The sequence below is a fragment of the Gayadomonas joobiniege G7 genome (genome assembly GCF_000300815.1).
In the GTDB taxonomy this organism is placed as follows: Bacteria; Pseudomonadota; Gammaproteobacteria; order Enterobacterales; family Alteromonadaceae; genus Catenovulum; species Catenovulum joobiniege.
This window is the reverse complement of record NZ_AMRX01000007.1, coordinates 120,648-138,338: the sequence shown is the minus strand read 5'-3', so window position 1 is coordinate 138,338 and position 17,691 is coordinate 120,648. Positions and strand designations below refer to the sequence as shown.

14 protein-coding genes are annotated in these 17,691 nt (G+C 40.9%); 8 read left to right on the top strand and 6 right to left on the bottom strand.

Annotation, left to right across the window (positions count from 1 at the left end; translation table 11 throughout):
- The first annotated feature begins 112 nt into the window (after positions 1-112).
- Together C727_RS0112785 and fusA are read left to right on the top strand one after the other, a co-directional pair.
- Positions 113-1,819: a hypothetical protein gene (locus tag C727_RS0112785; protein ID WP_017446041.1), complete on the top strand. Its 1,707-nt coding sequence runs from the start codon at positions 113-115 to the stop codon at positions 1,817-1,819.
- A 304-nt stretch (positions 1,820-2,123) separates the two neighbouring features.
- A complete protein-coding gene (gene fusA / locus C727_RS0112780) occupies positions 2,124-4,214 on the top strand; it encodes an elongation factor G (protein WP_017446040.1) in 2,091 nt (696 codons plus the stop codon).
- Positions 4,215-4,367: 153 nt separating this feature from the next.
- Here the strand turns inward: fusA and dnaB are convergent, their stop codons facing one another.
- On the bottom strand, positions 4,368-5,771 hold the full coding sequence (dnaB, locus tag C727_RS0112775) for a replicative DNA helicase (RefSeq protein ID WP_017446039.1): 1,404 nt from the start codon (positions 5,769-5,771) through the stop codon (positions 4,368-4,370).
- Between the two features lie 154 nt (positions 5,772-5,925).
- Here dnaB and C727_RS0112770 point away from each other — a divergent pair, with 154 nt between their 5' ends.
- A complete protein-coding gene (locus C727_RS0112770) occupies positions 5,926-7,530 on the top strand; it encodes an NAD+ synthase (protein WP_017446038.1) in 1,605 nt (534 codons plus the stop codon).
- Positions 7,531-7,547: 17 nt separating this feature from the next.
- Positions 7,548-7,886 (top strand): nitrogen regulatory protein P-II, encoded by a 339-nt coding sequence (gene glnB, locus C727_RS0112765; RefSeq protein ID WP_017446037.1) that lies wholly within the window; start codon positions 7,548-7,550, stop codon positions 7,884-7,886.
- Between the two features lie 28 nt (positions 7,887-7,914).
- On the opposite strand, the gene C727_RS0112760 is transcribed toward glnB, so the two are convergent.
- Entirely contained in the window at positions 7,915-10,311 is a 2,397-nt protein-coding gene (locus C727_RS0112760) for a PilZ domain-containing protein (protein ID WP_017446036.1), read from the bottom strand.
- Between the two features lie 150 nt (positions 10,312-10,461).
- On the opposite strand from C727_RS0112760, the gene C727_RS0112755 reads away from it, so the two are divergent.
- The gene (locus C727_RS0112755) at positions 10,462-11,352 is read left to right on the top strand and encodes an aspartoacylase (protein ID WP_017446035.1); all 891 of its coding nucleotides are present in this window, start codon (positions 10,462-10,464) and stop codon (positions 11,350-11,352) included.
- On the opposite strand, the gene C727_RS0112750 is transcribed toward C727_RS0112755, so the two are convergent.
- The 4 genes from C727_RS0112750 to tsaD form a co-directional block, all read right to left on the bottom strand.
- Positions 11,349-12,002: an RluA family pseudouridine synthase gene (locus C727_RS0112750; RefSeq protein ID WP_017446034.1), complete on the bottom strand. Its 654-nt coding sequence runs from the start codon at positions 12,000-12,002 to the stop codon at positions 11,349-11,351. The genes C727_RS0112755 and C727_RS0112750 overlap by 4 nt on opposite strands.
- Before the next feature lie 47 nt (positions 12,003-12,049).
- A complete protein-coding gene (locus tag C727_RS0112745) occupies positions 12,050-13,075 on the bottom strand; it encodes a GGDEF domain-containing protein (protein ID WP_017446033.1) in 1,026 nt (341 codons plus the stop codon).
- 88 nt (positions 13,076-13,163) lie between these two features.
- Positions 13,164-13,934: a tRNA isopentenyl-2-thiomethyl-A-37 hydroxylase MiaE gene (miaE, locus tag C727_RS0112740; RefSeq protein ID WP_017446032.1), complete on the bottom strand. Its 771-nt coding sequence runs from the start codon at positions 13,932-13,934 to the stop codon at positions 13,164-13,166.
- A 1-nt stretch (position 13,935) separates the two neighbouring features.
- Positions 13,936-14,946, bottom strand: a complete 1,011-nt coding sequence (tsaD, locus tag C727_RS0112735; protein WP_017446031.1) for a tRNA (adenosine(37)-N6)-threonylcarbamoyltransferase complex transferase subunit TsaD — start codon at positions 14,944-14,946, stop codon at positions 13,936-13,938.
- Between the two features lie 183 nt (positions 14,947-15,129).
- Between tsaD and rpsU the strand changes: the two genes are divergently transcribed.
- The 3 genes from rpsU to dnaG all read left to right on the top strand — a co-directional run bounded on the left by rpsU (position 15,130) and on the right by dnaG (position 17,647).
- A complete protein-coding gene (gene rpsU / locus C727_RS0112730) occupies positions 15,130-15,345 on the top strand; it encodes a 30S ribosomal protein S21 (RefSeq protein WP_017446030.1) in 216 nt (71 codons plus the stop codon).
- Positions 15,346-15,360: 15 nt separating this feature from the next.
- Positions 15,361-15,807, top strand: coding sequence for a GatB/YqeY domain-containing protein (locus tag C727_RS0112725; RefSeq protein WP_017446029.1), 447 nt, complete (start codon positions 15,361-15,363; stop codon positions 15,805-15,807).
- A 79-nt stretch (positions 15,808-15,886) separates the two neighbouring features.
- Entirely contained in the window at positions 15,887-17,647 is a 1,761-nt protein-coding gene (dnaG, locus tag C727_RS0112720) for a DNA primase (protein ID WP_017446028.1), read from the top strand.
- Positions 17,648-17,691: the final 44 nt, after the last annotated feature.

The following is a 17,691-nucleotide window of genomic DNA, read 5'->3' as shown; positions in this document are numbered from 1 at the left end:
AACACAAGCTTTCAAACAGGGGTGTCAATTTATTTTCATTCAATTGCAAGCAAATTGACATAAATAATACGCAGAATGCCCGTTTACAAAAAAAAGAAATTAAGTGGGTCATATGAAAGCAAAACTCATCTCTCTAACCAGCGCAATAACAGGCATATTTTTATTAGCTGGTTTTGGCGAAACCGATAACCAACAAACTGAGTTGGTCAAAGAGCTTAATGAGGCTCTGAGCTTGCAAACTTACCAGCGCGCTAATCTTATGTATAACGAAGCGGCTTATATACCGGCTCAGTGTTATACCAAAACAAAAAACGAGAAGGGGGGCGCTTCTAATCCTTGTTATGTTTGTCACGGGGCCGGTAAACGACCGAACTTCTTTAATGGCACAGATTTACAAATGGAGTACGGATTCACCGCTAAATATGGTGAAACCAATCGATGGAAAAATCTATTTAGAGATTTTAGCGGGCAAATTGCACAAATTTCTGACCGCGAGATGCAAGACTATGTAAAACAATCAAATTATTTAAATGCCGATGGCAGCATTAAACTTGCACAGCGGCTAAAAGATTTGCCAAGCGAATGGGATGCCAACAATAATGGGCGTTGGGATGGTTTTATGCCCGATGTTTATTTTAACTTTGATGAGTTAGGATTTGATCGTGACTTAAACAATAAATATACAGGTTGGCGAGTATTTGCTTATGCACCTTTCCCTGGCGCTTTTTTCCCAACAAATGGTTCAACAGATGATGTATTGATCAGGCTGCCTGAGCTCTATCAAACAGACGCGAATGGCATTTTTGATAAAACTGTTTACCAAATTAACCTCGCTGTTGTTGAAGCTATGATCAAAGAGCAAGATATTGAGATCCCAAAAGTTGATGAAAAAAAATATCAGGTTGATTTAGATAAAGATGGCAAAATCGCCACCGCAGCAAAAATTAGCTATCGCTGGGCGCCATTAAAAAAACAAATGATGTCTTATGTTGGTCAAGCCAAAACGGCATTTGAGCAAGGTAAAATTAATATGGCTGCGGGTTTATACCCTGTAAATACGGAATTTTTACACACAGTGCGCTATTTAGATCGTAATGCAGATGGTCAAATGATGATGTCTGCACGCATTAAAGAAGTTCGGTATAGTAAAAAAACTGCTTGGAATAACTATATGCAGTTACAAAACTACGCTCTGAGCGAAATTAAAGAAAAACATGACTTCCCTGAGCGTTTACGTGTGTTTGAAGGCAACTCTGAGCGTGGCCTTTATAATGGTATGGGCTGGAAGCTGCAAGGTTTTATTGAAGATAAAAAAGGCGAGTTAAGACCACAAACATTTGAAGAAACAGCCTTTTGCATTGGTTGTCATTCGGGCACTAGTGCCACAACCGATGCCAGTTATGCAATGCCGCGTAAATACACCAATCAGCACTTTAAAAATGGTTGGTACCACTGGTCTGAAAAAGGTTTTAAAGGGGCTCCTGAGCTGACCTATCCGGACGGTCGCTACGAATATACCACTTATCTACAAAACAATCCTTGGGGCGATGAGTTTCGAAGCAATGAACAAGTATACAAAAAGTTTTATCAAGCAGATGGCAAAGCCAATACGGCGATGTTTAATCACCTTAAAAACGACATTAGTGTGTTAATGGAACCTGATCCTGAACGCGCCAACTTATTAAATAAAGCCTATTTAAGCATAGTTCGGGAACAGAGTTATATCTGGGGACGTCAGCCCATGCTTGCACCGGCTAAAAACGTGTACAAGTTTGTTGAAAGTGGTACTCCAACGGATGCCAAAGTTATAATGCGCTAACTAAATATCGGCAAAACGGACCTCTTAGAGATCCGTTTTGTGAGAAACTTTAGTGAAAGACGCAGATATAATTGGTCAAACCTGAATCAATTCTGTAAAATCTTGCGCCATACAGGAAAAGGGCAACCAGAATGGTTGAATGTTCCGGTAAAAAACTAAGCCTGATATGGGGCGGTTCAAAGGGTTGAGAGCGTAAATTATTGGCAAAATAATAAAACTTCTGCTCTCTTCCTTTTAAATGGAGCAAATACCCTGTATTTTATCGTGCAAATTAAATCGACACACAAATTAGTAGAGTAAAGTAATGACTGATCTATCCAAATATAGAAATATTGGTATCTTTGCCCACGTTGACGCGGGTAAAACAACCACTACTGAGCGTATTCTTAAACTGACTGGTAAAATCCATAAAATCGGTGATACGCATGACGGTTCAACAACCACTGACTTCATGGAGCAGGAAGCCGAGCGTGGTATTACTATCCAGTCAGCTGCGACTACCTGTTTTTGGAACGATCATCGTTTAAACATCATCGACACCCCTGGACACGTGGACTTCACAATCGAAGTATATCGTTCATTAAAAGTATTAGATGGTGGTGTAGGTGTATTCTGTGGTTCAGGTGGTGTAGAGCCGCAATCAGAAACAAACTGGCGCTATGCGAACGACTCAGAAGTATCTCGTTTGATCTTCGTAAACAAACTCGACCGTATGGGTGCAGATTTTTACCGTGTTGTTGAGCAAGTTAAAAACGTTTTGGGTGCCACTCCGTTAGTTATGACGTTACCTATTGGTATCGAAGACGATTTCTGCGGTGTTGTAGATGTATTAGAGCAAAAAGCGTACGTATGGGACGATACTGGTTTACCAGAAAACTATGAAGTTCAAGATATCCCTGCAGATATGGTTGAAAAAGCTGCTGAATACCGTGAAGCTTTAATTGAAACTGCGCTTGAGCAAGATGAAGATCTTATGATGGCTTACCTAGAAGAAGGTGTAGAGCCAACAATGGAACAGATTAAATCTTGTATCAAAAAAGGTACACACAATCTGTCTTTCTTCCCGACATACTGTGGTTCTGCATACAAAAACAAAGGTATTCAATTAGTATTGAACGCGGTAACTGACTACTTGCCATCACCGACTGAAGTTGAGCCACAAGACTTAACTGACGAAGAAACCGGTGAAGCAACGGGTGAAAAAGCCATTGTTTCTGCTGATGAGCCGTTACGTGCATTAGCATTTAAAATTATGGATGACAGATTTGGTGCGTTAACCTTTATCCGTATTTATTCAGGCAGAATGAGCAAAGGCGACACTATCTTAAATGCTGCAACAGGTAAAACTGAACGTATCGGCCGTATGGTTGAAATGCATGCTGACGAGCGTAGTGAATTAACTTCTGCTCAAGCTGGCGATATTATTGCTGTTGTTGGTATGAAGAACGTACAAACTGGTCATACTTTATGTGATCCTAAACATCCTTGTACGTTAGAAGCTATGATTTTCCCAGATCCGGTCATCTCTATCGCGGTTGCGCCTAAAGATAAAGGTTCTACTGAAAAAATGGGTATTGCGATTGGTAAAATGGTTGCTGAAGATCCATCTTTCCAAGTTGAAACTGACGAAGATTCGGGTGAAACCATTCTGAAAGGTATGGGTGAACTGCACTTAGATATTAAAGTAGATATCTTAAAGCGTACCTACGGTGTTGAATTAGATGTAGGTCAACCTCAGGTTGCTTACCGTGAAACTATCACTCAAGAAGTTGAAGATAGCTATACTCACAAAAAACAATCAGGTGGTTCTGGTCAGTTTGGTAAAATTGACTACCGTATCAAACCAGGTGAGCAAGGTTCAGGCTTCCAGTTCAAATCAACTGTTGTTGGTGGTAACGTTCCTAAAGAATTCTTCCCAGCAATCGAAAAAGGTTTTGCTGGTATGATGCAACAAGGTGTTTTAGCTGGTTTCCCAACGTTAGACGTTGAAGTTGAGTTATATGATGGTGCATACCACGCCGTGGATTCATCTGCAATTGCATTTGAAATCGCTGCTAAAGGTGCTTTCCGTCAATCAATGCCTAAAGCGGGTCCTCAGTTGCTTGAGCCGATCATGAAAGTTGATATCTTCACACCAGAAGATCATGTTGGTGATGTCATTGGTGATATTAACCGTCGTCGCGGTATGATTAAAGACCAAGAAGCGGGCGCAACAGGTGTTCGTGTGAAAGCCGACGTACCTTTATCAGAAATGTTTGGTTACATTGGTCACTTACGTACTATGACTTCTGGTCGTGGTCAGTTCTCAATGGAATTCTCACATTATGCAGCTTGCCCTGCGAATGTTGCAGAAGCTGTGATTGCAGCTGAAAAAGAGAAAAAAGCTAAAAAGTAAGAAGCGCTAAACGCTGACTAAAATAGTTTATTTATATAAAACCCTGGTTTTTGACCAGGGTTTTTTGTTTTAGGTGAAAGCGATTGAGTTAAGCTGATACAAAACCTAGATGGCGGCGGAAATGCACGCCGCCCGTTCATTCGAATGTTAATATCAATAGCCTGAATAATCCATTTTGGCTAGATTATCAAAGCGAGAAAACTGACCTAAAAACGCCAAGTCAACATGTCCAATAGGACCATTACGCTGTTTTCCGATAATAATCTCAGCAATACCTTTACGCTCTGATTCAGGGTAATAAACTTCGTCACGGTAAATAAACATGATTAAATCAGCATCCTGCTCAATTGAACCTGATTCCCTTAGATCTGAGTTTACCGGTCTTTTATCTGCTCTTTGTTCCAGACTACGGTTTAACTGAGACAAGGCAACAACAGGTACGTTAAGTTCTTTTGCGAGTGCTTTTAATGAACGGGAAATTTCGGCGATCTCTAAAGTTCGGTTCTCACTCATCCCTGGTACTTGCATTAACTGCAGGTAATCGACCATGATTAAACCAATGCCGCCTTCATGATCTCTTGCAACCCGACGAGCTCGCGAGCGCACTTCGGTTGGGGTTAATCCTGAGGAGTCATCAATGTAGATATTATTTTTATCGGCTAACAAGGCCATGGTAGACGAAATACGGGCCCAGTCCTCGTCTTCTAGTTTACCGGTTCGAATACTGGTTTGATTCACACGGCTAAGTGAGGCCAACATACGCATCATAATTTGTTCTGCAGGCATCTCTAAGCTAAATACCAACACAGCTTTGTCAAACGACATAGCGGCATTTTCACATAGGTTCATTGCAAAGGTGGTTTTACCCATAGAAGGGCGAGCGGCAACAATAATTAAATCAGAGGGCTGAAGGCCTGATGTCATACCATTTAAATCGTTAAAACCTGTGGTCACTCCAGTGACCCCATCTAGCCCATTTTTCATTGCATCTTCGATACGGCTAATTGTTTGCGACAAGACGTCTTTAACTTGGCGCGGCCCTTCATTGTTATTGGCTCTTTGCTCAGCTATTTTAAAAACTCGGCTTTCTGCTAAGTCTAATAGCTCACTACTCGTGCGCCCTTGAGGATCATAACCGGCTTCAGCAATTTCGTTGGCAACCGATATCATTTCTCGAATCACCGCGCGTTCACGAACAATATCAGCATAGGCTGTGATATTGGCCGCGCTTGGCGTATTATCAGCAACTTCGGCTAAATAGGCAAACCCCCCGACATCCTCTAATTGATGTGCTTGCTCAAGTCGCTCGGAGAGAGTAATTAAGTCAATGGGTTTATGACTTTCTACCAATGCTGCCATGTGTTCAAATACAGTTCGATTGGCAAAATGATAAAAGTCTTGTGCAACAACTCGTTCTGCCACTCTATCCCAAGCTTCATTATCTAATAATAAGCCCCCAATTACGGATTGTTCTGCTTCAATTGAGTGTGGGGCTGATTTAAGGTCCTCTACATTTTGTTTTGGTTTTTGTGCTTGCCAAGTGATATTTTGAGCCATAAAAAACGCCAGTGGTTTAATTAAACTAAGCTTTATATTATGCCTGAAAGCTGTCCTGGCTAACAGGCCTTTTGTAACCTTCACATGATTCTGAAAAGGCTTCAATTGGTGTACAATAGGCAAAAATTAATATTAATTAGAGATAATTATTCGAATGCAGATATTAGTTGCACAAGACAACTTTACCGTGGGTGCTATCAGTCAAAATTGCGATAAAATTATTGCGACAGTAAAATCCAGTGAACCAGGCACCATCATAGTGTTTCCCGAACTGGCGTTAACTGGATATCCACCAGAAGATTTATTATTGCGAGATGATTTATATCAAAAAGTACAAAAAGCATTAGTGCGTATTACTGAAGCATCGCACCAGCACTGTATTGTGCTGGGCTATCCATGGCGCGATAACGGCCATCTGTATAATGCGGCTGGGGTGTTTTGCGAAGGTGAGCAAGTGGCTTTATATTATAAACAGTCGCTGCCAAACTATGGTGTTTTTGATGAAAAACGATATTTTGAAACGGGTGAGCAATCCTGTGTATTTAATTATCAGGGTAGAAAAATAGCGGTTTTGATCTGTGAAGACCTCTGGGGAGAGGGGCCTATTGCTCAACTAGAGGCTCAGCAACCAGATTTATTGTTGTCATTAAACGCCTCGCCGTACAATTTTCAAAAACAAACTGAACGTGAAAAACTTATTAGCCATCATGCCATTAAATGGCAATTACCTATTGTTTATGTCAATCATATTTGTGGCCAAGATGAACTGATTTTTGATGGCAGCTCGTTTGCTGTTGCAAAAAATGGTGAGCTAGTCAGCCGTTTGGCTTTTTGCCAGCCTGAACAGCAAGTATTAACCCTTACTGAAAATGGGTTAAGCGGGGGACAAGTGCAAAAGCTGCCAGAAAATGAAGAGGCTCAGATCTATCAGGCTTTGGTTTTGGCGACCCGTGATTATGTTAACAAAAATGGTTTTGCTGGTGCTGTTTTAGGATTATCTGGTGGGATTGACTCGGCATTAACCTTAGCGATTGCGGTGGATGCATTAGGCGCTGATCGGGTGCAAGCTGTCATGATGCCGTTTAAATACACTGCGCAAATGAGTGTTGAAGATGCTAAAAAGCAAGCTGAAACCTTAGGTGTAGAATTTGATATTGTTTCAATTGAACCAATCTTTGATAGCTTCATGCAAAGCTTAACCCCTTTGTTAGGTGAGCGCGGACAAGATACCACAGAAGAAAACTTGCAAGCACGTAGCCGCGGTGTAATTTTAATGGCCTTATCCAATAAAAAACATCATATCGTTTTAACGACAGGTAACAAGTCTGAAATGGCGGTTGGGTATTGTACCTTGTATGGTGATATGGCCGGTGGTTTTGCGGTGATTAAAGATTTACCTAAAACTCTTGTTTACAAACTATCAAGATATCGCAATACTTTATCTGAAGTGATACCGGAGCGTGTGATCACACGACCACCTTCAGCAGAGCTTGCACCGGATCAGGTTGACGAAGATAGTTTACCACCGTACGATGATTTGGATGCAATCTTAAAAGCCTATGTCGAAGAAGACAAATCAGGTGATGACATTATTGCGATGGGCTACGACAAAGGCGTTGTAGACAAAGTAATACGTCTGGTTGATATAAACGAGTACAAACGCCGCCAGGCCGCAGTAGGGCCTAAGGTAACAACAAGAAACTTTGGTAAAGACAGACGTTACCCAATCACGTCAGGCTATCGCCGCGATAACGGGTAAATAATGAGGATATTTAAATGAAAAAAGTCGAAGCTATTATTAAACCATTTAAACTTGATGATGTTCGTGAAGCATTAGCAGAAATCGGCATTACAGGGATGACAGTCACTGAAGTTAAAGGATTTGGACGCCAAAAAGGCCACACCGAATTGTATCGGGGAGCTGAATACAACGTAGATTTTTTACCAAAAGTTCGTTTGGATATAGTGATTGCCGATGATGAAGTAGAGCGCTGTGTTGAGACAATTACCAAAGTCGCACAAAGTGGAAAAATTGGTGATGGCAAAATTTTTGTCACGTCGGTTGAACGTGTTGTGCGTATTAGAACAGGCGAAGAAAACGAAGACGCAATTTAATTGTTTTGGCAATTCTTTAGGCCCGAGATTAGCGGGCCTTTTTTAACTGAGTTAGCATCTGCGGCAAGTTTTGCCACAATTCAGTGCTTGAAGTCACTTCTGCAAGGCCGATTAAATTCGTTGCCATACTCTGGATATTTAGCGCCTGATGGCGGTTAGAACTGCGTATATATTCTAGCGTTTTGTCAATACACTCGGTGTGATTAAATTCAACCGGTGTTAGGGTTAAAGCAAACGAAATTAATTTATCATTACTGACTGCGCTTTCGACAAAATTATTAAGGCTTGTTTGATCATTGCTTAAGCCATCCTTGCGTTTGATTTTTTCTGCTTCTCCGTGGCGACGATAAAACAGACGTTCTATTATTTTCTTTTTTTGCTGAGTGAATTTGATGGCCGCCGGTAAATAATTTGGACTTTGACTGCCATCGAATAATATCGGGTATACTGAGATATCTTGAGATCCAGTCGTACCACCCAATTGCTGCAAAATTTTTAGTTCGTTTACTTCTCTATCCGCGGTAAGCATGCGTTCGGCTGTTAAAAACTTTGTTTTACTGCGTCCAATCGAAAATGCAATTGACGGGTAGTGACTAACAAATAAAATTCTGAGTGCTTTATTTAAGATTGTATAATTTGTCGTATTATCATTGCTTTTAAATTTATCTTTGTTTGCAGCGATGAGTTTTCCGATAAAATGCTCGGCCGTTTGATTAATCGTATTATTTAATAGCTGTAGATGTATCCGATTGTCGTTTATTGCGACAATTTTATAAAAAATCCATTCGAGCTCTGATTTTTTATTGATTTTATAAACGGCTGGGATATGTACAGCCAACGTTTTACCCAAGGCTATGTCGCTTGGTAGCTCAGGCAATTCAACTGCTAAACCATGCTCTGAAATATCTTTTATTTTACTTTGAATTTGTTCGTCTTCATTTAAATAAACCACCGCTGGTGTTGACCAGAAATATCTAGGTTCACTGCGTTGGCAACGGCCCGACACATCAAAAATAGCGGGTTTATTGTTGTGCTGAATACGGCAGCGATACTTAGCTAAGCTATTTTTATCTTGCTCGCTAATATCGATTTCAGTTAACGGTTGTTCAAACAGTGTATTTAAATCAAGATCGAGTGGATAAAAACAATAGAGGCGTTCGATTTGCTGGATAGGTGCAAGTGCTTCATCTGCCTCTATTTGGCTTTTAAACCAATTAAATTTAATGTTTTCAATGTCATGTTCAGTTAATTCTATAAAATGGGCGCTATAAAATCTGAGTTCGCCAAATTTAGCGGCAAAAGCGGCCAATGCTGCAAAGGTTTGTTGCGTTAACAATTGTTCTAAAGACGCAGCTAAATAATCAGAGCGACCTTTATAATGATAACGAACGATACAGATGATCTGACTGTTTGTATTTATTTGCGGTGCTAGCCTTTGTATTAATCCTGTTAGCGCTGAGCTATTATCTGAGTTTTTTAATAAATTGATAAAATCGCTATTGTGTTGGTTAGATAAGCTGTACCTGACTGCGATTTGTCCGTTAGTATCACGGGTTGTAAACAACATAGACCAACGACTTAACAGCAATAAGTGCTCTTCTAATAAACGAGTTTCGGCCAGTGCTTTTGCATTGCTAATATCGACCTTGTAGGTAGATTTATTATCGAGTACGTAACGATCTAAAAACTGACTCCATTCATAGTCTTTTTCGAAAAGCTGAACGCCAACTTTTTGGCCACCATCCGGATCCGGCATTGGCGCTAAAAACTTAACTTGATACAAGGGTTTAGGTTCTTGTGAAAGTGAAAAGTGCTCTGTTAATGAATAAAAACTAATTTGAAATATTTCATCTTGGTTCAGTGCAGCAAAAGGAAATACACGTAATAAACAGCCGTTGCGGGAAATGTTTGAAGTCATTGCTTTTAATTCACTGCCATCCTGACGAATGATAGTGACGGGTTTGGCACAAAATAGGCGCTCTTCTAGACGCTTACCTGTACGGCCTAATTCGGTTAGCTCAAGTCTGAAACGTTTGACATTTTGCTCATAAATGTACACTTTTTCAAATTCAGCATAATACTTTGGGTTGCTGACGGCTTCGTAAACACCTTGGGTATATTGGTCAGAAAAACGAGACGCTTGTTGTAAAAAAATCCGTTTGCCTATTTCATCTAAATAAAAGTGACGGCCATTATAGTCAAATTCAAACACGTCATATTGTGAATAACGCGACATATCTATGGTGCGAAGTGCGGGTTTGAATAGCCTAGCCAGCTCTTGTTTAATGTAAAACGCTTCGGCAGTGGTCAATTGACTCGTGAGCTGTTTAAATTTTTCTGAAAAAAGAGATGTTTTATAACTGTCGATTAGTTTTTCGATCAGAACTTTCAGTTGTGGGTTTTCATCAGGCGGTACAGATCGCATTAGGCACAGACACATTAAATTAATTAAATTAACATTAACACATAGTTTTAAAAATCACCAAGTTATCTATTGAACTTGTGTTTTCTATGATTGGATTTAATAGCAACTAAAGGTAACATAACCCACATCAGGAATTAGCGAGACGCCGATATGACGATTAAAACAGTTGCAGTTGTTTGTGGGACTCATGGCAATGAGATCACAGGGGTATATTTACACAAAAAGTGGCAGAAAAACCAGGCACTGATTCAGCGCACTAGTATCAGCACTCAATTAGTTCACGCCAACCCGAAAGCGTATACGAATAACCGACGTTATATCGACCAAGATTTAAATCGCCAGTTTGCAAAACATGATCTGGAAAACATGGCACTCGGCGGGTATGAGCAAAGCCGTGCAAAAGTGATTAATCAGCAATTAGGTCCAAAAGGCAATTCAAAAACAGACTTAATCATCGACTTACATACTACAACTAGCCAGATGGGACCTACTTTATTGTTGCCGCAAAAAGGTGCTTTTTATAATCAACTAGCTGCTTATGTGAGCATGCAGATGCCTGAAGTAATCGTTTTTTGTGATGAAGATGACAAAGCAAACGATGAACATAAACTTTTATGTACGATAGGGCGTTATGGCGTTATTGTGGAAGTGGGGCCCGTACCTCAGTCAGTCTTGCGGCATGATGTGTTTGAAAAAAGTGAAAAAATGACGCAACTCATTTTGGATTTTGTTGAATTGTATAATAATAATCAACTGCCTGAATTACCGAAAACGGTTGCTGCCTACCGGTATTTAAAAAGTTTAACTTTGCCGGTAAATGAACAGGGTGAAAGAATAGGCATGGTTCACAAACATGTACAAGATAACGACTTTAAACCTTTGCAACCGGGTGAACCTTTGTTTATTACCTTTGACGGAGAAGTGATCCCATATCAAGGCGATAAAACCGTTTACCCTGCTTTTGTTAATGAAGCGGCTTATTATGATAATAATTTAGCCACTTCGTTAATGGAAAAAATAGAGCTCAAGGTGGCCCGTTAAAAGTCTGCTGGGCAGAGAAAATGCATTAATTTATTTGATCTGGGATGAGTAAATTTTATTTCGCTGGCGTGTAAACATAAGCGTTTTTTTGCGTTTTTTATCGTGTCGCTGGCATAAAAGTTATCACCTAATATTGTATGCCCCAAGCTTTTTAAATGGACTCTTAACTGGTGGGTTCGACCCGTCAATGGGTGCAACTTTAATAAACTCGTTCGGCCATCTGTCCATAGTACTTGGTAGTCGGTAATGGCCGATTTACCTTGTTTAATATCAACTTTTTGCAATGGGATCTGGTTTTTGTCGGCGGTCAAAGGTAGTTCAATACGACCTTGATGCACGTTTGGGCATGCATCGACCAAGGCTAAATAGGTTTTGTTAACTTGGCGTTCTTGGAATTGAATTTTGAGATGTCGCTCGGCTGCTTTATTTAATGCAAATATTAAAATACCCGAGGTTTCGCAATCCAGGCGGTGGATTAAGATAGCGTTTTTATTGCTTTTTTGTACCCGTGTTAAGGCGCAGTCCTGAGTTTCGGCAGCGCGGCCTGGATTTGATAATAAGCCAGAAGGTTTGTTGACAACCAGAATATCTTGATCTTGATAAAGGATTTTAGGACCTTCAATCGGGGGCCGGTAGATAAATTTTTGCATGGATTAATGACGGCTTTAACAAACTAAAGCCGCCAGTATACATGAGTCTAACTTAATGCACAGCAGACTTGGTTGCGGCCATTGTTTTTTGCTTGATAAAGGGCCTTGTCAGCACGCATGAGGACTTGGTTAAAGGTTTCTTCACTCTGCTGTTTGGCAAAACCCATTGAGACGGTTATTTGCGGTAGAGGGCGGTTTTGTTTGCCAACAATAAATTTGAGTTTGCTAATTTTTTGGCGGATCGCTTCTGCAACCGCCAGCACGGCTTTTAAGTCGGTATCATCAAATAACAAGATAAACTCCTCCCCCCCATAACGAACCGCTTTTGTATTGGCTGGTTTATGCTGTTGCAATTGTTTAGCAACTTGCACTAAAACCTGATCGCCAACAGGGTGACCAAAATCATCATTGATGCGTTTGAAATGATCAATATCTATCACTAGCGCAGATAAACGGCATCTTTGTTTAATTTTATCTATGTAAGTATCTAGGCCATGGCGATTGAGCAGACCCGTTAAATTGTCGGTATAAGCTTTTTGCCGGATCACAGTTAACTGATGTTTTAACTTGGTGGTTTGGGCTTGGGAGGTTTGCAATTTTTCTAATAAAAGGTTTTGTTCCGCTAATGCGGTTTGAGATGCAGTAACTAGGTTTTTAATGACAGAAATGATGACACTGTTTTCGGTTTCGTCGCTTTGTTCATTTTTTAAATCTTGTAAACCAGCATCCAGTTGTTTAATAAATTCGCTGACTGAGTGATCACTGCCATCTAAGTCTTGTTTTAGTTTGGCGGTTATAAAACTTAGTCCACGCATGAGCTTTTCTTGCTCTGGCTGGACACCAGCCAAAAATTTTAACTGCCATTGTTCTAAACAATAGTTATCAGGTTTTGAACCATTGTTGAGCAAGTTCTCAAGGCTGTGGATTAATGCGCTGTTCTGGCCGCGTGAAATTTCGTACGCAACGGCATAATTTTGCGGATTAGCAGGTACAGCCCATTCATCTAATAAATTAAAGGCGCGGGTTGCAAGTGTTTTGGCTTGTGCAACTGATTCTTGACGAACAATAGACATAATAAAGCAATTTCCTCAACGTAAACCCCAACATGAATTCGATGAGTATAGCTTAGTATTTTATTAAAACCATTTAAATTGTAAGGTTTTATTGGGTCGCTGTTTCTGGAACCCCAGAATGAAATCTAAAGACTCGATCAGGTGTGCAAATTAACTCTGCCTCTACACTGGCAAAATACTTAATTCGTTCGCTCAGGGGATCATTTGCTATCTGTTGTGCCAAAGTTAAATAGTCTTGATAGTGACGCGCCTCTGAGCGCAGCAAAGAGACATAAAACTTATTTAACTCACTGTCCAAGAAGGGGGCCAAGGCAGCAAAACGCTCACAAGATCTGGCTTCTATGTAAGCGCCAACTATCAGCTTATCAGTTAAAGTTTCTGGCTCATGAGTTTTAACGTGACGGATCATTCCTTTTGCATAACGGCCCGCGGTGATATTATCGTAATGAATTTCGCGCGCCTGCATAATCTCTAATACTTGATAAAAATGATGTAGTTCTTCTTTAATTAAAAGCACCATTTTATCAACAAGATCTTGACTGTAAGGTGTATTTTGAGCAACTTTAATATTTTTCGTTAAACGATTTTTATCGGCTAGCGAGGTTAAATTACCTTGTTTCCGATAAACGAAATCTTCGTAGGGTTTCAGCCAGGCTAACAAAATATCGCCGCTTGTCTGGTCAACGGCATATTTTCGGATCAACCACATTGCGGTTTGTGCGGCTTTAAGCTCACAAATCATATGATCGGTTAATAACAGAGATAAATTTTCAGGCTTTTTTGCTTCGTTGATCCAAGCCGTTGGTGTCGGACATAACAAAAACGAATTTATCGGTTCTAATAATGCCGTTATTTGCATGTTAAAGGGCCTCTAATTCAGTTAACGGCCATCGTGGGCGAACTTTTAAGTTAGTATCTGCTTGGCCTGCTTTTAGACGTTGTAGGCCAGCGTAGGCAATCATAGCGCCATTGTCTGTACAAAACTCTAAGCGGGGATAATATACCTGTCCACCTAAACTGGTTAACAACTTATCTAGTTGTGAGCGTAAAAAAGTATTCGCGCTTACACCGCCAGCAATCACGAGTCGTTTGTGGCCGGTTTGTTTCAGCGCACGTTTACATTTTATCACTAGGGTATCAACGGCTGCTTCCTGAAAGGCGTAGGCAATATCAGCTAACGTTTGTGCACTTTGATCACTATCTCTTAAGGTATTGGCGGCAAAAGTTTTTAAACCAGAAAATGAAAAATCTAAACCTGGGCGATCTGTCATTGGGCGAGGGAACTTATAGCGCCCAGGACGGCCTTGTTCTGCTAATTTAGCCAATCTAGGCCCACCTGGGTAATCTAGCCCCATAATTTTGGCTGTTTTATCAAATGCTTCACCTACCGCATCGTCAATACTCTCGCCGAGTAACTGATATTCACCGATGGCTGTAACCTCAACTAGCAGCGAGTGACCACCAGAAACTAATAATGCAACAAACGGAAATTCTGCTTGAGTGTCTTCTAACATAGGCGCGAGCAGGTGGCCTTCCATATGATGAATGCCGATGACGGGTTTTTGCCAAGCAAACGCTAATCCACGGGCAACCGTTGAGCCCACTAATAAAGCGCCAATTAAGCCAGGGCCTGAGGTATAAGCAATACCGTCAATTTGTGTTTTGTCGGTATCAGCGTCTGCGAGACATCTCTCGATGAGCGGGACAATTTTCCGAATATGATCGCGCGAAGCCAATTCTGGCACTACACCACCATAGTCTGCGTGCATTTTTGCTTGACTGTATAATTGATGACTTAATAAACCTTGCTGTTCGTCATATACAGCTATACCTGTTTCATCACAGGAGGTTTCGATACCTAAAATTCGCATAAATTGCCTCTGCCTGAAGATAATGGGCGCGCATTTTATCTGGCTTAACGGAAATTAACCAGTTTTTGTCATCAATAACTTTACATCGCTCTGTAAATTGGATTAGAATTGCGCACCATTTTTTAGTAGAACCGCTTAAATTTTAATCTAAGCGAAGTGATTATTATCCTGAGGTGATATTTAATGCCAATTGTTAAGGTGAGAGAAAACGAACCATTTGACGTTGCTCTGCGTCGTTTTAAACGTTCATGTGAAAAAGCTGGTATCCTGGCTGACGTACGTAGTCGTGAATTTTACGAAAAGCCAACTGCTGAGCGTAAGCGTAAAAAAGCAGCAGCGGTTAAGCGTCATGCTAAAAAAGTATCGCGTGAAAACGCACGTCGTGTAAAACTTTATTAAGATAAACGTTTTATTATGACACTAACTGAACAGCTCAAAGATGCGATGAAAGACGCCATGCGTGCTAAAGATAAAGTACGTTTAGGCACTATTCGTTTAGCACTTTCTGCGATTAAACAGCAGGAAGTAGACGGTCAAAAAACGCTGTCAGATGATGAAGTGCTGGCTGTGTTGACCAAAATGGTCAAACAGAGAAAAGATTCGGTTGAACAATATATGCAAGGCGAGCGTCCTGATCTAGCTGAGATAGAGGCTGCCGAAATCAAAGTATTGGAAACCTTTTTACCCGCTGCATTAACCGAGCAAGAATTGGCTGAGATTGTGACAAATGCAATCGAACAGCAACAAGCTCAGGGGATGCAGGATATGGGCAAAGTCATGAATGCTGTGCGCCCACAAGTTCAGGGCCGAGCAGATATGGCTCAGGTCAGCCAAATGGTAAAAAGCAAGCTCAATAGCTAATTACCTTAGAGTCAAGCTTCAGGCAGAACCGCACCTAGTGCGGTTTTGTTGTTTCTATTTATAACTGAAAGTAGCAAACATGGCTGGACGAATTCCACGTGCATTTATAGACGATCTGGTTGCTCGCACCGATATTGTTGAGGTGATTGACAGCCGCGTAAAATTAAAAAAAACCGGAAAAAACTATTCGGCCTGCTGCCCGTTCCATAATGAAAAGTCGCCATCATTTACCGTTGCACCTGATAAACAATTTTATTATTGCTTTGGGTGTGGTGCCAAAGGCAACGCATTATCGTTTTTAATGGAGTACGACGGTTTAGAATTTGTCGATGCAGTAGAAGACTTAGCAGCTCGACTGGGGTTAGACGTGCCCAGGGAGCAGGGGGCTGTTGACGAGCAGGTTGTTCAGCAGAGCCAACAAGACTATCAGTTGATGGCCCAAGTGGCCGACTTTTATACTCGTTTAATGCAAACACCCGAAGGGCGTAAATTGGCAGTGCCCTATGCCGAAAAGCGTGGCTTGTCGGAGCAAACCTTAACCACATTTAAAATCGGTTATGCTTTGGATAGCTGGGATGCTCTAGTAAAAAAATTTGGCCGCGGCAAAGCACAAATTGAGCAGTTAAAAGCGCTTGGGTTAGTGATAGAAAAAGAGGGCCGAGGTTCATTTTATGACAGGTTTCGTGGCCGTTTGATCTTTCCTATTCAAGACAGGCGAGGCAAATTTATTGGTTTTGGCGGCCGGGTACTTGGTGACGGAACGCCAAAATATTTAAACTCACCTGAAACACGCATATTTTCAAAAGGGCGTGAATTGTATGGCTTGTATCAAGCTAAACAAGCAAATCGTGGCCTTGAACGTTTATTGGTTGTAGAAGGTTACATGGATGTTGTGGCGCTTTATCAGGCAGGTATCCAGTATGCGGTTGCCTCTTTAGGCACAGCCACAACCAGCGAACAAATTAGTTTAATGTTGCGCTCAACCAGTGAAATTGTCTGTTGTTATGACGGCGACAACGCGGGCCGACAAGCCGCATGGCGAACATTACAAAATGCATTGCCGAGTTTAGTTGACGGGGTTCGCATAAAGTTTATGTTTTTGCCGGACGGTGAAGACCCTGATTCTTATGTGCAAACCTTTGGCCGTCAAGCGTTTGAGCAACAAATTGAACAAGCCGAGGACTTTGTCAGTTTTTTTTACCAAAATTTATACCAACAAATCGGCGAAAATGACGGTGAGTATGCGCGCTCAAAACTGAGTCAGCTGGCTCAGCCGTTGATAGATAGCATGCCAGATAGTGAATACAAACATGCTGTCAGCTCAACACTTGCGGTTAAATTAAAACGACAGCTAGATACAAAAAAACCGGATACCTTATCGCAGGCTAAAGAAAAACAAGCTAAAGTAAATGCAACTGGGCAAAATAAAGTGACACCAGTGCGAATGCTGGTTGCATTATTGTTAAGTCGTCCCCATCTAGCAGAGCATATGCGACACTTAACGCCGGCTCAACTCACTGCATTAAAAGCAATGGAGGAACCTGGCATGGGATTTTTGGTCGAACTGGTGCAAGTATGTTTGCAAAAGCCAACGATTAACGCGGCCAGCATCTTAGAACATTGGCGTGGTACGGCAAATGAAAAAATTGTCGCTCGGTTATTAACTTGGGAACACCATGTTGATGAACAAAATATTGAAACCGTATTTTTAGATGCATTGGAAAAGATTTTGTCGTTATTTATTCAAAAACGGAAAGCTTTATTGCAGGCAAAAGCACGAATGAAACTTATTAGTGAGCAAGAAAAGCAGGAATATCTGCAATTGTTAAAAATGAGGTAATATGAACACCCGTTAAACAAATAAACAAAATTTCACTTTATGTA